The 17406-nt window shown below is 34.0% G+C and carries 17 protein-coding genes and 1 pseudogene; 3 read left to right on the plus strand and 15 right to left on the minus strand.

Translation table 11 applies throughout. The features are described 5' to 3' along the window. The coding region (gene rph, locus CAT7_RS10480; protein WP_007725431.1) for a ribonuclease PH at positions 1-1297 on the minus strand (1297 nt) is incomplete at its 3' end. 41 nt (positions 1298-1338) lie between these two features. Further along, entirely contained in the window at positions 1339-2157 is an 819-nt protein-coding gene (racE, locus tag CAT7_RS10485; RefSeq protein ID WP_007725433.1) for a glutamate racemase, read from the minus strand. 221 nt (positions 2158-2378) lie between these two features. On the opposite strand from racE, the gene CAT7_RS10490 reads away from it, so the two are divergent. After that, complete coding sequence (locus CAT7_RS10490) at positions 2379-2966, plus strand: YslB family protein (protein WP_231549423.1); 588 nt, start codon at positions 2379-2381, stop codon at positions 2964-2966. 109 nt (positions 2967-3075) lie between these two features. Here the strand turns inward: CAT7_RS10490 and CAT7_RS10495 are convergent, their stop codons facing one another. The 8 genes and pseudogenes from CAT7_RS10495 to CAT7_RS10525 form a co-directional block, all read right to left on the minus strand. Then, the gene (locus CAT7_RS10495) at positions 3076-4335 is read right to left on the minus strand and encodes an ABC transporter permease (protein ID WP_007725442.1); all 1260 of its coding nucleotides are present in this window, start codon (positions 4333-4335) and stop codon (positions 3076-3078) included. Next, the gene (locus CAT7_RS12720; protein WP_407921353.1) at positions 4328-4537 is read right to left on the minus strand and encodes a DUF4162 domain-containing protein; all 210 of its coding nucleotides are present in this window, start codon (positions 4535-4537) and stop codon (positions 4328-4330) included. Before CAT7_RS12720 ends, CAT7_RS10495 begins: the two co-directional genes overlap by 8 nt. Further along, positions 4537-5227, minus strand: a pseudogene (locus tag CAT7_RS10500) (ABC transporter ATP-binding protein); the annotation flags it as partial. The gene CAT7_RS12720 and the pseudogene CAT7_RS10500, both read right to left, overlap by 1 nt. Before the next feature lie 643 nt (positions 5228-5870). Further along, positions 5871-6032, minus strand: a complete 162-nt coding sequence (locus CAT7_RS10505; RefSeq protein WP_007725444.1) for a hypothetical protein — start codon at positions 6030-6032, stop codon at positions 5871-5873. A 109-nt stretch (positions 6033-6141) separates the two neighbouring features. Continuing rightward, positions 6142-7398 (minus strand): UV DNA damage repair endonuclease UvsE, encoded by a 1257-nt coding sequence (gene uvsE, locus CAT7_RS10510; protein WP_007725445.1) that lies wholly within the window; start codon positions 7396-7398, stop codon positions 6142-6144. A 162-nt stretch (positions 7399-7560) separates the two neighbouring features. Then, positions 7561-8211 carry a PAQR family membrane homeostasis protein TrhA gene (gene trhA, locus CAT7_RS10515; protein ID WP_007725446.1) on the minus strand — a complete coding sequence of 217 codons (651 nt, stop codon included), beginning with the start codon at positions 8209-8211 and terminating at the stop codon, positions 7561-7563. A 293-nt stretch (positions 8212-8504) separates the two neighbouring features. Next, on the minus strand, positions 8505-9227 hold the full coding sequence (locus CAT7_RS10520) for an alpha/beta fold hydrolase (protein WP_007725448.1): 723 nt from the start codon (positions 9225-9227) through the stop codon (positions 8505-8507). Between the two features lie 140 nt (positions 9228-9367). Further along, the gene (locus CAT7_RS10525) at positions 9368-9634 is read right to left on the minus strand and encodes a hypothetical protein (RefSeq protein ID WP_007725449.1); all 267 of its coding nucleotides are present in this window, start codon (positions 9632-9634) and stop codon (positions 9368-9370) included. A 306-nt stretch (positions 9635-9940) separates the two neighbouring features. Between CAT7_RS10525 and CAT7_RS10530 the strand changes: the two genes are divergently transcribed. Next, positions 9941-10819 (plus strand): helix-turn-helix domain-containing protein, encoded by an 879-nt coding sequence (locus CAT7_RS10530; protein ID WP_007725451.1) that lies wholly within the window; start codon positions 9941-9943, stop codon positions 10817-10819. A 56-nt stretch (positions 10820-10875) separates the two neighbouring features. On the opposite strand, the gene trxA is transcribed toward CAT7_RS10530, so the two are convergent. The 4 genes from trxA to CAT7_RS10550 all read right to left on the minus strand — a co-directional run bounded on the left by trxA (position 10876) and on the right by CAT7_RS10550 (position 14675). Continuing rightward, a complete protein-coding gene (gene trxA / locus CAT7_RS10535; RefSeq protein WP_007725452.1) occupies positions 10876-11187 on the minus strand; it encodes a thioredoxin in 312 nt (103 codons plus the stop codon). A gap of 98 nt (positions 11188-11285) precedes the next feature. Next, positions 11286-13652 carry an endonuclease MutS2 gene (locus CAT7_RS10540; RefSeq protein ID WP_007725453.1) on the minus strand — a complete coding sequence of 789 codons (2367 nt, stop codon included), beginning with the start codon at positions 13650-13652 and terminating at the stop codon, positions 11286-11288. 151 nt (positions 13653-13803) lie between these two features. After that, positions 13804-14355, minus strand: a complete 552-nt coding sequence (locus CAT7_RS10545; protein WP_007725454.1) for a CvpA family protein — start codon at positions 14353-14355, stop codon at positions 13804-13806. Positions 14356-14378: 23 nt separating this feature from the next. Next, the gene (locus tag CAT7_RS10550; RefSeq protein WP_007725456.1) at positions 14379-14675 is read right to left on the minus strand and encodes a cell division protein ZapA; all 297 of its coding nucleotides are present in this window, start codon (positions 14673-14675) and stop codon (positions 14379-14381) included. Between the two features lie 156 nt (positions 14676-14831). Here CAT7_RS10550 and rnhC point away from each other — a divergent pair, with 156 nt between their 5' ends. Next, entirely contained in the window at positions 14832-15770 is a 939-nt protein-coding gene (gene rnhC, locus CAT7_RS10555) for a ribonuclease HIII (RefSeq protein WP_007725458.1), read from the plus strand. A 328-nt stretch (positions 15771-16098) separates the two neighbouring features. Here rnhC and CAT7_RS10560 read toward each other — a convergent pair. Beyond that, on the minus strand, positions 16099-17406 hold a 1308-nt coding region (locus tag CAT7_RS10560; RefSeq protein ID WP_007725459.1), incomplete at its 5' end, for an APC family permease.

Genomic DNA, 17406 nt, shown 5'->3' on the forward strand with positions numbered 1-17406 from the left:
ACGTATTTTTATCCTCTTGAGTCAATTCAGCCATTGTTTTCCCTTTGCTTTCAACAAAAAATAGCGGATCATAGCCAAAACCATTATCGCCTTTAGGTATGGTCAATATGATTCCCTCGACTTCACCTTCAACAACTAAACTGTCTTTTCCTGGTAACGCCAACGCAAGAGTACAATGAAATTGCGCTGTACGCTCTTCTTTAGATACTCCTGTTAGTTCATGCATTAACTTAGCATTATTCGCGGCATCACTTTTGAATTCTCCAGCATAGCGAGCAGAAAAGACACCTGGTGCACCATCTAGCGCATCAACTTTTAAACCTGAATCGTCGGCTAACACTAACATATTAAGTCTACGAGCTATTGTTTCTGCTTTTAAACGCGCATTTTCTTCAAATGTTACTCCCGTTTCTTCAACTTCTGGGATCTCTGGGAAATCACGCAACGTTTTTACTTTAAATCCCTTTTTAGCAAACAAAGCTTCAAACTCTTTTGCTTTTCCAGCATTATTTGTCGCTATCAAAATCTCATCTTTAGGGATCACTGGATAACTCATTACATCTTTTTTTAAAGAAAGTGCTTGATTAAAAGCATTATCTTGCACTTGTATTAATTCTTTGATGCCTTTTTTTCCAAATTCCAATAGCACCGCTAGTTGTTCAGAAGAAAAAGTCGCTTCTTCACCGGTTCCTTGAATTTCTACAAACTGACCACCAGAAGTCATCACTAAATTCATATCTACATTAGCTGCACTGTCTTCTAGGTAATTCAAATCTAAAACTGCTTGTCCATCCTCTAAAATCCCGACGCTTATAGCCGCTACATTTTCCTTTATTGGACTTAAAGCTAATTCACCGCTATCTAATAATGTTTGAATAGCTAATTTTAAAGCTACAAAAGCTCCTGTAATACTTGCAGTACGCGTTCCGCCATCTGCTTGGATTACATCACAGTCTACGGTAATCGAACGTTCTCCCAAGGCTTCTAAATCAATACATGAGCGTAAAGAACGGGCAATTAAGCGTTGAATCTCCATTGTTCTGCCACTTAGTTTTCCTTTAGCTGCTTCACGAATATTTCGCGTATTCGTTGCTCTAGGCAACATGCTATACTCGGCATGTACCCAACCGCTTCCCATTCCTTTTAAAAACCGTGGAACTTTTGTTTCTATTGTTGCATTACAAATTACTTTCGTATCACCAAAAGAAACCAATACCGATCCTTCAGGGTGTTTCAAATAATTGGTTTCTATTGTCACCAATCGATTTTCATCATTTTTTCTACCATCTGCACGCATACTTGAACCTCACTTTTTTTATTCTAGCTTTTAACACTTAGTTAAAATTTATCTGTTCCTAGCTTTATATGTTCAATATCTAATGATTCATTTCCTAACCACTGAGATGCAATATCATTAAACATATGAGTAGATCCAGTGGTGAAAAATTTCCGTTCTGAAACTTCTTTATTTTTGCTCAACTCAGCAAGATTGAAATAATCTAGAATGGTACTTACTTCACTGATTGTTTCTGCTCCTGAGTCAATCAATGTCACTGAATCCCCCATCACATTTTGAATAATCGGGCGCAACAAAGGATAGTGGGTACAGCCTAAAATTAAAGTATCAATATTTTTGTTCTTAAATGGTTTCAAAGTTTCAGCAACGATCTTCTTTGCAATTGCACTACCGTACTCATTACTTTCAACTATAGGAACAAATTTCGGGCATGCTAAACTACTTACTGATGCTAAAGTATCTTTTGATTGGATCATTTTTTTATATTTTTCGCTTTTTACGGTACCTTCCGTTCCAATAACCCCAATGTGATTATTTTTTGTTGCTTTGATTGCGGCCCGACTTCCGGGCAAAATAACGCCAATAATCGGTATTGCTAATTTCTTTTTCAAATCTTCTAAGGCCACTGCAGTTGCTGTATTACAAGCAATTACAAGCATTTTAATATCCTTATTCAATAAAAAATGGGTCATTTCCCAAGTAAACTGTCTCACTTGTTCTTCAGGTCTCGGACCATAAGGACAGCGTGCTGTGTCTCCTACATAATAAATAGATTCATTTGGTAATTGACGCATCGCTTCTTTCACAACAGTTAAACCACCAACTCCAGAATCTATAAAACCTATCGCTTGCTTTTTCATTTTTAACAACCTCAATTTAGTTTCATTTGTCTACTCTTCTTATTTTCTCTTTTTTCACACTTAAATTCAAGGGATTAGGGAAATTAACTGAGATAATTATTTAAATAACTCTATTTCTATTGATTTGAAATGAATGAATGCCAATTTATTGTAAAAAGGTAGGTTTCTGTTTCAAATCACGTTATAATAAATTGTGAATGACAAAAGAGGTGAATGAGCTAGTGAGTAGAAATAAGAATGAGCAACAAGTAGACTTAGAAAACTTTAATGAAACAACTTCTTTATTTGGATATGAGTTGATTAGAGATGTGCTGATACCTAATTTACTAGGGACAGATACACATGAAATTTTGTATTGGGCTGGCAAAGAATTAGCGAGACAGTATCCACTTCAAAACAGGCAAGACATCAGTCGTTTTTTTGATAAAGCGGGTTTTGGCTTAATAGAATTGAATAAAGAGCAACGCAACAAACAAATTTATACTTTATCTGGCGAAATTGTACAAGCTCGTTTAGAACATGCGCAACCTAGTTTTAATTTAGAAGCTGGATTTTTAGCCGAACAAATACAAACTCAAGATGGATTGTATACTGAGGCACTAACTGAAATAAATCAGAAAGCAAAAGTCGTTAGCTTCATCGTACAATCGGATATAAAAGACCGCCTATCGATTGAAGAACCTCTAACTCATTTTGTTATGAGTGATCGTAAAGTTAATGAAGACGAAGAAAGCAGCCCTATCAGTAATGAACTTCCTGAGCAAGATGACGAAGCTTTACCTACAAGATCTTCGAGACATGAACTTTAATGACAAAAAAATAGAGTGGAACAAAAGCTTTTAGATCCGAATCACTGAAATGAACGATTTACATTTAGAAACAAAAAAAGACTAAGATAATCCTAGTCTTTTTTTGTTTCTATTTTTTCCGTTCATTTCTTAAGATACTTAAAGAGGTTTTTATCGCTTTCATCATTCCTGCATCTGAGTAAACTAACACATTTGAACGATACATCATCAATGATAGTATTGTACACAGTATAGTGAAAACAATCATAACAATGATAGAGATTACTATTCCAGCAGTTGTTACTGTTTCACTTGCGATTCTAAATGGCATAATAAAGGGCGTAAATAAAGGAATTTGCGAACCAATTTTTACAATTAGTTGATTAGGACTAGCAAAGGCAAATAATCCACCATAGAAACCAATCATTGCCAAGAAGATTAACGGCGTGACAGCCTTGCTAACATCCTCAATTTTAGTTACTAACGAACCAAAGAAAGCCGCTAAACCCGCGTATAGAATAATCCCTAATACAAAGTAAATCAGTGTTGTACCAATTAAATTACTTAATAATGCGCCAACATCAATTCCTTGGAACAACTCTTGAATAAACGTTATATTTTTTATAAAAGGATAAGCAACCAACGCAATTACAACATAAATGATAATTTGTGTCAGACAAACCAATAAAATACCTGCTAACTTCCCAAAAAAGTGAACAGTTGAAGAAACACTTGATAAAATAACTTCCATGATTCGCGTCCCTTTTTCAGAAGCAATTTCGGTTCCAATGATACTTGCATAATTGATAATAAAAATAAAGATAGCAATCCCAACAACATAAGAACTCCACATTTTGATTGTTTCAGCAGTATTGTCTTTACTTGTTGCTGCACCAGATTCAAAACTAATGGTTTCGGTTGATAGACTAGCTGGAGACATTAATGCCATTGCTTCTTGTTGTGTCAATCCATACTCCGTTGCTTTTCGATTTAATTGAAGAGTTGTCAATAAACTTGTTAATAATGCAGAATCTAAATTATCGCTCTCTGGTGTATCTACATACTTAGCAGAGATCAATTGATTTTCAGATTCAACTTCAAGATAGCCGTCCAATTTTTCTTGTTCCATCGCTTCCTCAGCGGCTTCTTTAGTTGTAATTTTATTGTTAATAATAAACTGATCTTCTTGAGTGGCTAATAGCGCTTGTACTTCCTGGTCAGTTGTTAAAACAGCAATTTCAGGCGTTTCATTTTCACTTTGGCTAATGAAGTAAAAAATCCCACCAATTATCGCTAGCATCAAAATGGGCGATAACACCATTGTTAAGAAACCAAATGATTTAATATTTTTTTTATAAACATCACTGACAATTACCCAAAATTTATTCATTAATCTCACCGGCTTTCATTTTGAAAATTTCTTCTATAGTAGGCGGTTGCTGACTAAAAGTAGTGATATATCCATTTTGTGTTACTTTTTCAAAAATAGCTTTGCCATTTTCCGGACTTTCTAAGTCAATAACTTTTAAACCTTCCTTTGTTGTTTCAGCTTTTATTACTCCTGGCAGCATTCTTAATTCATCAATTGAGATAGGAGTTTCTAAAAAGAGTTTCTTTCTACCATACTGTTCTCTAATTTCGCGTACGGTCCCATCTAAGACCATTTTACCATTTTTTAACATAATCAAATTATCACAGATTTCTTCAACATTATTCATATTGTGACTAGAAAAAATAACACAAGCGCCTTGTTTTTTTAATTCTTTAATACCAGCTTCCAACAACTCGGCATTTACAGGATCTAATCCACTAAAAGGTTCATCCAAAATAACCAATTTAGGCTGATGGATTAGCGTTGCAATTAGCTGGACTTTTTGCTGATTACCTTTAGATAAAGATTTTATTTTATCAGTCTTTTTGCCTTTAACCTGAAATTTTTCCATCCATTTATCAATTTGAGGTTTAATCTCTTTTTTAGATTTCCCGCGTAATTGCGCAAAATAAATAATTTGATCCTCAATTGAAACTTTCGGATAAAGCCCTCTTTCTTCTGGTAGATAACCAATCACATCATAATCAGTTTTCTGTAAAGGACGACCATTCCATAAAACTTCTCCAGAATCAGCCGTCAAAAAATTTAAAATCAGACGGAAAGTGGTCGTTTTACCTGCACCATTCTGACCAATCATGCCTAAAATTTGACCATCCGGTATTATAAAACTAATATCATCAACAGCTGTCAATGATCCGAACGTTTTTTTCAAATTCTTAATTTCTAACATCTCTTTTCCTCCATTCTTTTTCATCCCATTACTATGTATTAGATATTTATTTTAACAAACTTTTTACTAATAACCTATTCATATCTATGTGGTTATGTTTTTCTAATAGGAACGTAAAAAAACGAATTGAGTCCGTACTCTCAATCCGTTTTTTTACGTTTATTAGTTAACTAGCTATTCTAATACCTCATTTTTGGGCTCTATACTTTTTAATGTTGATAGATGAATTTAGTTCATGCTTAACGCTTTAGCGATTAAGCTGTGTTTGAGGCTTGAAAGTTTTTAAGACTTTGTACCAGGGCTCTTACAAGCAAATCCGTCTATTCCGAAAGAATTTTTAGAAGCAGCCACACTATTTGACGAAGAGCCCTTTTTTGATTCATCCTAGGAACATTCGCATACTTTGATTCATTAAATGCAAAAAAAAACTACCTTTATTGAAAGGTAGTTGAGAATGTAGAAGATAGGATTCGAACCTATACCTTATTTAAACACAAGAAAAAACAATCGTTTGACCTCTAAAAAGTGAAACACCACGTACATCTACATCTAATAGTGTATCACACTTAGTTCTTAAAAGCACTATTTATTTTTTTTAACGCTTTTCTATTTAAGCTAACGACTAATCAACCTACTATCACAGCTATTTTTTTCTATTTTTCAATTTATTGTAATCTAAAATCGTAATAACAATTAGAACAATACCAGTAATTAAAGAAGCTTGATTGCCTTCTACAAATCCATAAATTAGTAAAATAATTCCTGAAAGCAAAATAATTAATGCGATAATTTTTTGTATATTCATAGTTTTTTCCTCTTTCATTATGTGAACTGATAAAACTTTTTCTTAATACAATAAAGTAGTATACTGCATTTTTTACTCATCATCAATCATTTCCTAAATATTTTTCACTTCACAATACAAAATAATACGACTGAAGTAAATAAGGTTCATGATAGTTTAACGCTAAATTCAATAATATCTTCTTCAATGTTTTTAATGAACCATTGTTTTTTTCTACTTTTTCTAATTGTTTTAAAAAAGTATTTTTTTCTTTTTCCGTAGCTGAATATTTAAAATAACCATACACATGAGTAGCTGCATTCACAGCAATACCTGTTGTCACATCCATGATTAATGCTTGATCCAATAAACGATAAAAATCTAACACTGGAAAGCTACTTTTGTCTTTCAACAACTGGCGGATAGCGTCATACAACTTTGGTGACCTTTCTAAAACACTATATTTATAAAGACTCCATTCTCTCTCTAATAAATTAATGTGAGGCTGTTGTGTCGTCGCCATGATACACTTCACAGCAGAAAGGTTTTTATCTTTTACTTCTAACATGATATCCAAATCTTCTCTTGAAACATTATGATAAAAATCCATAAACGGATCCAGTGCGATTGTTTTTGTATGTGCTCCTATTCGACTCATTGGACTTTGTTGAGAATAATGAATTTTTTGATTCCCATCTTCTGGCTTCCATGTTTTGCGGGTTAGCTCAATCCAATAGGCATCATCTTTTGTAATATCACTTGTATTGATCGCATTATGAAGATTATCATAGATTACAGGTGCACCTGTAGCTTGACTGATTGCTAACACTTCAGAAACGGTATAAGAACGATCATCATTCTCGATTACAAGTCTCTTTTTTATTGCATCTGATAAAGTTTGGTACCTTTCAATAAAACGTTGCATAGCACGTTCTTTTTCTTTGTAAACACCACCAATATGCAACACAATTTTATGTTCAGATCCTACTCCAAGACTATCTAAAAAGCGTGTATGGTAAACTAAATCTTCTACGGCTCTTGCTACAATCTCTTCATCTGGCGAATTTAATACAGTATACTGTCCAGGATGCATTGACACTCGCATACCACTATCTCTAATTTTACGTCCCATTTGTTCAAATTGTGACTCAAACAATTCCCACCACACTAATGTGTTGACCGGACTTGAACCAAATGGAATGATATCTGAACTGATACGGAATAACTTGATTTGATTTCTTATATTGTAATCAATAATATTTTCCAATGATTGTAAGTTAAATCGAATCAATTCTTCAAGTTTTTCTTCTGTTGCATTTGCTTTCCGACAAGTTTTGAAACTTGTATCTGGAACGCCAATTGTTAAACAAGCATAACCAATACTCATTTCGTTCCTCCTCGCATAATTTTATCCAATTGTCTTATTATACAACTATTTTTCTAAAAAACAAAAAACACGCTCTCTCACTTTATAGCAGCTTCTACTAAAATGAATCCTTAACAACAAAAAAGGTTTGAGGAAAGCGAGTGCTCTCTTCAAACCTTTTGATTATCCATAAAATAAAATTGAAAAATAAATAAATCCAGTACCTGCTAAAACAAACAAGTGCCATAAGACATGCATGTATTTAACATTTCGCATACTATAAAAAATAGTTCCAATAGTAAACGATAGTCCACCGGCTAGTAATAAAGCGAATCCTTCAAAACCTAATCCAGTATACATTGGTTTGATTGCAAACATACTAATCCATCCCATACCAATATACAACAATGTTGACATTTTTTTGAATTTTTCAATCCAGAGACATTTATAAATAATTCCGAAAATTGCAATTGCCCAAACTACTCCAAATAATGTCCAGCCCGTTGTTCCACCGATTGTAATCAGAGTAATTGGTGTGTATGAACCCGCAATCAACAAAAAGATACTACAGTGATCAAAAATTTTAAAAATTCTTCTTGCTCGCGTAAAAATCAAACTGTGGTAAAGTGTTGAACTTAAGTAGAGTAAGAATTGTGAAAAACCATATATACAATAAGAAACTAATTCTAACGTAGTTCCGGTATTTACGGCTTTCATAATCAGTAAAACCATTCCTACAATACTCAAAATTGCTCCTATACCATGAGTAATAGCATTTAAAACCTCGTTGGTCACTAGATATTTCTTTGTATAGACTGCTTCTTCTTCTTTCATCACTATTTCCTCCTTGAAAATCTGTAGCAAATGAGTTATTTGCTACAAAAAATCGTTGTTAGTTATTTTCTTTTATCATAATAAAACGTTTTTTTATTTAACAATAAGATAACACAGTTTCGATTACTATTCAACCTAGTTATCGAAACTAGATTGAACAAAAAAAACAAATCAACAATAAGGATACTTGAAATTTCAAAGTATTATTATAACTATTACTGTCTAAACTATTCAAGAAATTGATGTTATTATTTTTATGAATCAGTTTCTCATTAAACTACGCATATGAAAAATCAAGAAAACTTATCTTCACAACTCAAGAATTCCTCGGCAAGACGATTAAATTCTTCATACTTTTCAACCATCAAAAAGTGACTGGCTGCTGGTACAATCACTAGCTTACTTTTGCTAATTAATTCATGTAGTTTTCTCGTATGACTTTCCTCAATAACATCATTTTCACCCGCTACTACTAATGTTGGAGCAGTAATAGTTATCAAATCAGTAGATTTCAAATCTAATTGATGCCACATTAAGTCAATTACTTGCTTCTTTTTTTCGGCTTTTAAAAAAAAGCATCCTAAAATAGCGAGTAAAAAATACTCTTTTTTCACTTCAATTAAAGATTCTTTTTTTAATCCGACTACTTTGTAATTAGCACCGATTACAATAAGTTTAGCTACCTTGTCTGGATAATGACTGCAAAAATACAATGCTATATTCCCACCATCACTGAAACCCATAATACTTACTTTGGGTAGCTTGAAATAGTGTAAGACCGTTAAAATATCTTCGGCAACTCTTTGAAACGTGAGCAACTGTTTTCCATGATCCGAGTATCCATGACCTCTTGTATCCAATGCAATCACTTGATATTTTTTGCTAAAGTGAATTATTTGTTGTTCAAATATTTTGTAATCTTCGCCGTTTCCATGCAATAAGAGTAATGGTTTCCCTACGCCTATGACTCTGCAGTAGAGATACTCATTCCCAGATCGAATATACATTGCTCTCATTTAAACCCACCCTCGTTAGTTTTTATCAGCAGTTATAATACTTTAATTTATATAAGTGTACCAATAAATTTTATTAAACAGTAAAAAAGCGTCAATTTTTATATCAACGCTTTAAAGCCTACTTATTTAATTATCCGTATTTATATGTTTACATTCAAGCGAATCGTATTTAAGACAATTGTTCTTTTGTCCTCTACTTTTACAAATAATAACTTTGTCGTTTTCATCGTATTTAAGTCACTTAAAGATAATTTATGCTTTCTTAGCACACCATCGAGCGGGCAATCAAGAATTCCATCAGCATTTTCAATCAAGTCTTCTTCATCTACGGGCAAAGTATTACAAACATTTTTTCCCTCAAGAATATAAGCATAGCTAGTTCTTACTCTTATTACATTTGCTTCCATACAATCCCTCCTACTCTTAATGCGGCAAACACAATCATTCTCAAAATGACAAGTAAGAGACAGTTATGTATCAGCTGACTCTTACTCTTTTCTTAAACTGACTAGAAGTCAAAGTGAAGATTGCTAGTTTTTTTTACTCTAGCCTCCACCGCCAATAAACCAGATTACAGGTAGAAATGCTATTAATTTTTTTAATACCTTTTTCATGTAATCCCTCCTATCTTTGACTTAATTATAGCAAATGATTTATACTATCTTATATAATGTTCATATAATCACATTTTTTTATTGAAAGAAGGTTTATTAATGACACATATCCGTCAAAATTTTGGTGTGGATTTTAAAAAAATAAGGGAAAACAAAAGCTATACTCAACAATATGTTGCACAAGATGCTATGGCACGTTCGACTTATACTAAGTTTGAAATGGGCAATATCGTTCCAACTATCACTAAATATTTTCAGATTTTAAATAATTTAGATATGACTCATGAAGAATTTAACTATATCCATAACGACTATCAGTTAAAAGGAAAAGATGCTATACTCTATCAATTTAGAACTATGGCTGTAAATACGGATATAAGTATTTTGATAAATGTTAGAGAAACGACAAAGAATTATTTAACTGAACACAAAGATAATATTGTCCAAGATATCTTTTATATTTGTAATGCTCTTATCACACTTTCAAAAACCAATGATTTAACACAAGCAGCATCTTACGCTGAAAAAGTTTGGCATCGTATTTCTCAACTAGATAAATGGTACCTAACAGAATTACGATTATTGAATAATATTCTTTTTTTCTTTGATTTTGATACCTCACTTTTTATTTCAAAGCGTGCATTAATTGAATTAGAACATTATAGCCATTTTCATGAGGCTACAGCTTTAAAAATGGCTTATTCGATGAATTTAATCTACCTATTGATGGAAAATAAAAATTACGAACAAGCTCTTGAAAAAGCAGATTCTTTAATACTATTAAGTAAAGAAAAGGAAAGATACCGTATACTTGGTGTCTTATATGTACGAAAAGGCATCATTTTAACTAAACTAGCTAAAAATACTGAAGCTGAAGTATGGATTCAAAAAGGGTTTAACTTATTGGAAGCTATTGAAGATTTCCCATTAAAAAAAGAACTCGACAAAGAAGTCCTTTATTATTTAAATCATTCTTAAAAAAACAAAAAATAGGATTGGAACAATTGTCCCAATCCTATTTTTTAATTTTTTACTTATTTATATTTTGCGATAACTTCTTCGATTTGTTCTTTGTTATGGTAACCAATTAATTTTTCAACAACTTCGCCATCTTTTTTAACTAATAACGTCGGAATACTCATGATGCCAAATGAACTTGGAACTTCAGGGTTAGCATCAACATCCATTTTCACAATTTTTACTTCATCGCCAATTTCTTCATCTAATTCTTCTAATACGGGTGATTGCATACGACAAGGTCCGCACCATGTTGCCCAAAAATCTGTAATTGTTAAACCATCTTTAGTTTCTGTTTCAAAATTTGCATCAGTTACTGCTTGTACCATTACTATTCCTCCCAAATGACAATTTTACAACTTATTAATAGTAAGCTGTATGATTAATTTATTATATCAAAAATCCCTTTTAAAATCTACCCAAAGGCTTAAGATTTAAACTCAACGATTGTTGCGCCATTTCCGCCTTGATTTGGTGGAGCATATTGGAAACTCTTTATAGAGCGATGTTTTTTCAAAGCTTCTGTCACACCTTGTCTAATCGCTCCAGTTCCTTTTCCATGTACAATAGTAACTTGCGGATAATTAGCTAAAAGTGCTGCATCTAAATAACGATCTAATTCCGCTAAAGCATTCTCATACCGTTCACCTCTTAAATCTAATTGAGGAGAAACGTGACTGTTTGATTCAGAACGCACGGAAGCAATCATTTTACGACTTGGTTCTTTCTCAGGAGCGGTTAGGGTTAAATCACTCTCTTTAAGCTTCATCTTCAACATACCCATTTGAACGACCCAGTGGTTTTTATCCGCTTTTTCCATCAAGATTCCTTTTTGCCCAAATGATTGAACAATGACATCATCACCAGGTTTCATCACTTGCTTCGCTTTAGCTTTTTTCAATACTTTATTTTTTTCCAAAGCCTCTTCTTGTCTTAATCCAGAAAGTTGCGTTTTAGCATCAATCAATTCATGTTCTTTTACACCTTCGTATTGACCTAAAATTTGTTTCTTTCGTAAGTCTTTAATAATCTGATTGGCGGTTTCTTCTGTTTCTTCTACCAAGCTATTTGCTTTCTCACGAGCTTTTTTCAGCAGTTCTTCACGTTCCGCATAAAACTGCTGTACAGCAGTTTGTAGATCTGCATGCAATTGTTCTGCTTCATCTACATAATGGCGCACTTCAAGATATTCTGTTTCAGCCATTTTACGTCTATTCTCTAAATCTGATATCATTTCATTTAAATTCTGACTTTCTCCATCAATCAATTGACGAGCTGAATCAATGACCTCTTCACTCAAACCTAATCGCTTAGAAATTTCAAAAGCATTACTGCGACCTGGAACACCAATCAATAAACGATACGTTGGACTTAATGTATCTATATCGAACTCCATGCTGGCATTGATTGTCTGTGGACGGTTGTAGCCATATGCTTTTAATTCAGGATAATGTGACGTTACCATAACGTAACTGCCCACAGCACCCACTCTATCTAAAATGGCTATAGCAAGAGCCGCACCTTCTTGTGGATCCGTTCCTGCTCCTAGCTCATCAAAAATAATCAAACTCTTATTGTCTATTCGGTCTAGAATAGACACAATATTTGTCATGTGCGAAGAAAACGTACTTAAACTTTGTTCAATCGATTGTTCATCACCTATATCAGCAAATATTTCAGTAAATAAGCCCATTTGACTATCTGGAGCAACCGGTAATTGCAAGCCTGATTGTCCCATCAATTGCAATAATCCCAAAGTTTTTAGGATGATTGTTTTCCCACCGGTATTGGGTCCGGTAATAATGACCGCTTGATTTTCCCCACCAATTAAAATATCATTTGCTACAACACTTTCTGGATCTAATAAAGGGTGACGGGCACTTAATAATTTCACTTCATTCTCATCATGAATCATTGGCCGATTAGCGTCAATATTTTTAGCATAACTAGCTTTTGCACCAATAAAATCTAATTTCCCTAATAAATACATATTATTTAAAATGTCTTTGCTATAAGGAGCAATTTCATTCGAAATTTCAGCTAAGATGCGATCAATTTCACGGCGTTCTTCAATTTGAAGTTGGCGTAAACGGTTGTTCAATTCTACAACACTTTGTGGCTCTACAAATAACGTTTGACCTGTCGAACTTTGATCATGGACTACCCCGCCAAAATGACTACGATATTCTTGTTTCACGGGTATAACATACCGGTCATTACGGATTGTAATAATTGTATCACTTAAATACTGTGCACTTTTTCCGCGAACGATTCCATCTAGTTTTTCACGGACATTCGTTTCTCCGCGTTTAATACCCGTACGAATTCCTTTTAGAGCCGGGCTTGCATCATTCATCACACGACCGTCTTCATCTACCGTTTCACGGATTAGTTGATTCAAAGCTGGCGTTGTAATAAATTTTTCTGTCAATTCGTATAGACGATTCATTTCTATGCCAGATTCTTTTAAATTTTCAAAAAAACGATTTATCTCAGAAGTCGTACGTAAAATTTTGCCAATTTGTGCAATTTCTAATCCATTTAAACTAGCTCCGATATCTAAACGTTTTAGATGCGGTCGAACATTTTGTAATTTTGGAATTGGCATACGTCCACGTAATTTCAAAATTTTTGTTCCATCTTCTGTTTCATCTTGCCAAACTTCTACTTCTTCTTTATTAATTGAAGGAGCTAACATTAGAACTTGTTCTTTCCCTAAATCCGAAGCAGCCAAATTTGCGATAGCTTGTATAATTTTATTAAATTCTAGTGTTTGAAAGATTTTTTTATTCATGTAGTTCACCTCTTACTTCATTTTACTTTTTAGTTGTCTAAAATTTCATTCTATAGTCTTTATTTTATAAAAATAGCCTCTTTGACTTACAATAAGAAATCGTCCCCCTAATTTAAGAGAAACGATTTTTCCATACTATTCAACTAACCTCTTACTTTAACGATGACTCTATCCACCAATTATATAATTGGGCTGAGATAACTGGTGTATCCTCTACGATTTTACGTGCCAACCAGCTTTTGCTAAAGGCCTCTTGTATCGCATCGATTGGGACCATAGTCAATAAAAATAACACTAGAAAAATAGCAACATACGCTACTATAAAACTGAGTAATGCTCCACCTACAGTGTTGAGTTGCTTCAAAACAGGAATGAACGTCACAGCGTTTAATAACCCACCGATGAAACGGGTGATTAACCATCCAACAAATAAAATGATGATAAATGCTACACCGTTATAAAAAGCACCATCTAAGTTAAGACCTAGCGCTTGATCATAATAAACGAATTGGCTACTTTCAGACGCAGATGGATAGGGAACAATCAACTCTAAGTGTGACCCTAATGCTTGATAATACTTGCTTGCCATTAAGTAAGAAACAAAATAACCTACAGTCATAACAAATTGAAGAATCAAACCTCTTCTAGCTCCACCATAAGCACCTATGGCCAAAATAACTACTATAAGGACTGTCATTAACATACTGATCACCTTCATTCAGGAACTTATTCCTCGCTCATGTCCAATTCCTGATCTTTCTCTAATTTCTTTTCTAATTCTGCTACCCGTTTTTGGATAGTATCTAATTTTATCTGCATTTCAATTTGATCTGATACAGCATTGACTGCTACTAAAACTGCTCTACGTTCGGGGTCTAAACCTTTTGATAATGATTCAATCTGTTGCATTTGTTCATTTACCATTTTAGACACTGACCGCATGTGTTCTTCGGGTCTAGCTCCGATAATCGTGTAGGGTCTTCCTGCTATTGTAGTTTTATACCGAATTTTCCCTTTTGACATGGCAGTCCCTCCTAAAAATTACATTTCCTTTATTTTACCATGAATCGCCTAATAGTTGCACATTTTTTCATTTCATTTTAATAACCCTTTTTTAATGGTTGGAATTATATGGTAAACTATTACTTAGTTCATTAATAATAAGAAATGAGTGACACAATGGCTAATGAAGTACTTCTAGTTTCTAAAGAAACGTTAACGAATATGAAACAGTATTATACAACCAATTTAAAATCAACTACTCCTCCTGGTAGTTTTTTCGCAGCAAAAAAAGGAGGCGTCAATATAACAGCTTATAACTCTGGAAAAGTTTTATTCCAAGGTGCAACTTCTCAAAATGAAGCCGCTATTTGGCAAGAAAAAGCGACACTGGTCCCTGCTAAAAAGATGAATTCTTCGTCTACGTCTTTAAATGTTCCTCTACCAAAAGGGTTTAGCGACTGGTCAGTTATTGGCAGTGACGAAGTTGGCACAGGTAGTTATTTTGGTCCATTAACGGTAGTAGCTGCGTATGTGGATCAATCACAACTTGCTTTATTAAAAGAATTAGGCGTGCGTGATTCAAAGGAAATGAAAGATTCTGAAATTATTCGCGTTGCAAAAGACTTGATCACTTTCTTGCCTCATAGCTTACTGAATGTTATGCCTGAAAAATACAACGCCATTCAACCGACAATGACACAAGGTAAAATGAAGGCTATTTTACATAACCAAGCTTTGGGACATGTCCTTGAAAAAATTAAGCCAAAGAAACCAGACGGCATCTTAATTGATCAATTCGAACTTCCAGCAACTTATTTTAAACACATCAGCGATCAACCCAAACAAATAAAAGAAACAATCTATTTTCAAACAAAAGGGGAAGGGCATCATTTGGCTGTTGCAGCAGCTTCCATCATTGCTCGTTATGCTTTCTTAAAAGGATTAGATGAATTAACTGCACAAGCAGGAATGAAAATACCTTCTGGTGCTGGCAGTAATAGTGATTTAGTTGCTGCAAAACTCTTAAAACAAGGCGGTACGCTTTTGCTCGGCAAATATGCTAAGTTGCATTTTGCAAATACAGAAAAAGCCAAAAAAATTAGCGGTGTACGTTGATTGAATAACAAAAGCCTAAACTAACGGAAGAAAAAATCCGTTAGTTTAGGCTTTTAAAGTCGGGCTCTATACTTTTTAGTGTGGATAGATGAATTTAGTTCATGCTTAACACTTCTGGAGGAATAGGATTGCTTGTAGCCCTGTGAAGTATTCAATGCGAATTATATCGCTTTAACGCTTTAGCGATTAAGCGATGTTTGAGGCTTGAAAGTTCTTAAGACTTTAGGCTTAAGACGGTACCAGGGCTCTTACAAGCAAATCCGTCTATTCCGAAAGAATTTTTAGAAGCAGCCACACTATTTGACGAAGAGCCTAAAGTCGTTTAGCCTTATTCAGGTGATCCATATTTCTTTTTACAATAAAAGTAAATTGGAATCCCTATAAGAGTTAGTAAAATACCAATAAAGGCATTTTTAGGCTGAACAATTAAGGTATTAAAAATAATGTATAAACCGCCTATTATAGCAATTAATGGAATGACTGGATAAAATGGAACTCTATACGGCCGTTCAATATCCGGCTGGGTCTTTCTTAAAATGATCACTGCAATAAATGTTAAGGTAATAAAAAACCAAATAACAAAAACAATTAAATCCGTTAGCTGGTTAAACTGACCCGTTAAAATCATCACTATTGCAATTCCTAACATAACTAACCCACCGTTGATAGGTAAGTTCGTTTTTGGATTAATCCTAGCAAACCAATCACTAAAAGGCAACATTTTTTGCGTTGCTAGAGCATACGGCACTCTTAAACCCGAAATGATATACCCATTGATTCCCCCGAATACTGAAATCAGTATTCCTATTGTAACTAGCTTACTACCAATGCCTTCAAAAAGATGAGAAGCAACTAAAGCAGCTGGTGTATCTGTTCCGGCCAACTGACTGCTATCCAGTACAAACAAATACGCAATATTGGTCAATAAATACACAGCCATAACAATCGATAATCCACCGATAATAACTTTTGGAAGCATCTTACCAGGGTTTTTCATTTCTCCGGCAAGCGTCCCTACATTAATCCAGCCATCATAGGCAAATAATGTAGCGATAAGAGCAGACCCAAAACTTGTGAGCACTGGATGAGTTTCTACTGAAAAAGGTACTAATCGTATCACACCTCCACCAGGATAAAGCAATCCAGCTACAATAATTACTACTAACGGAATCAATTTTAAAATCGTCGCCAGAGTCTGAATCCAGCCACTGTATTTTGTACCTAAAAAATTCACACCCATTAAAAATATGGACGTTAGAATAGCCGTTGGTACGATTGTTGAATCTGATAAAGCAAATAAATTAACAAATTGGGTAGCAAAAATAATAGCTAATGCAGCTATATTAGCCGGATAATAGATAACCATTTGAGCCCAGCCAACTAGAAACCCCAGCCATCTGCCATACACTTTTTCTAAGTAGATCATCATCCCACCTGTTTGAGGATAAATTGTCCCAATTTCAGCAACAGTTAATCCACCTGCAATCGTTATAATCCCTGCAACAAACCAAGCCAGCAATCCTAGCCCTGGAGCTCCAGCGGCTCCATAAACAGCCGTTGGTTTAAAAAATATTCCCGCTCCTATAACTGTTCCAACAACAACGGTCAATGCTGTAATACCACTTACTTCTTTTTT

This window comes from Carnobacterium sp. AT7 (assembly GCF_000171855.1).
Classification (GTDB): domain Bacteria; phylum Bacillota; class Bacilli; order Lactobacillales; family Carnobacteriaceae; genus Carnobacterium_B; species Carnobacterium_B jeotgali.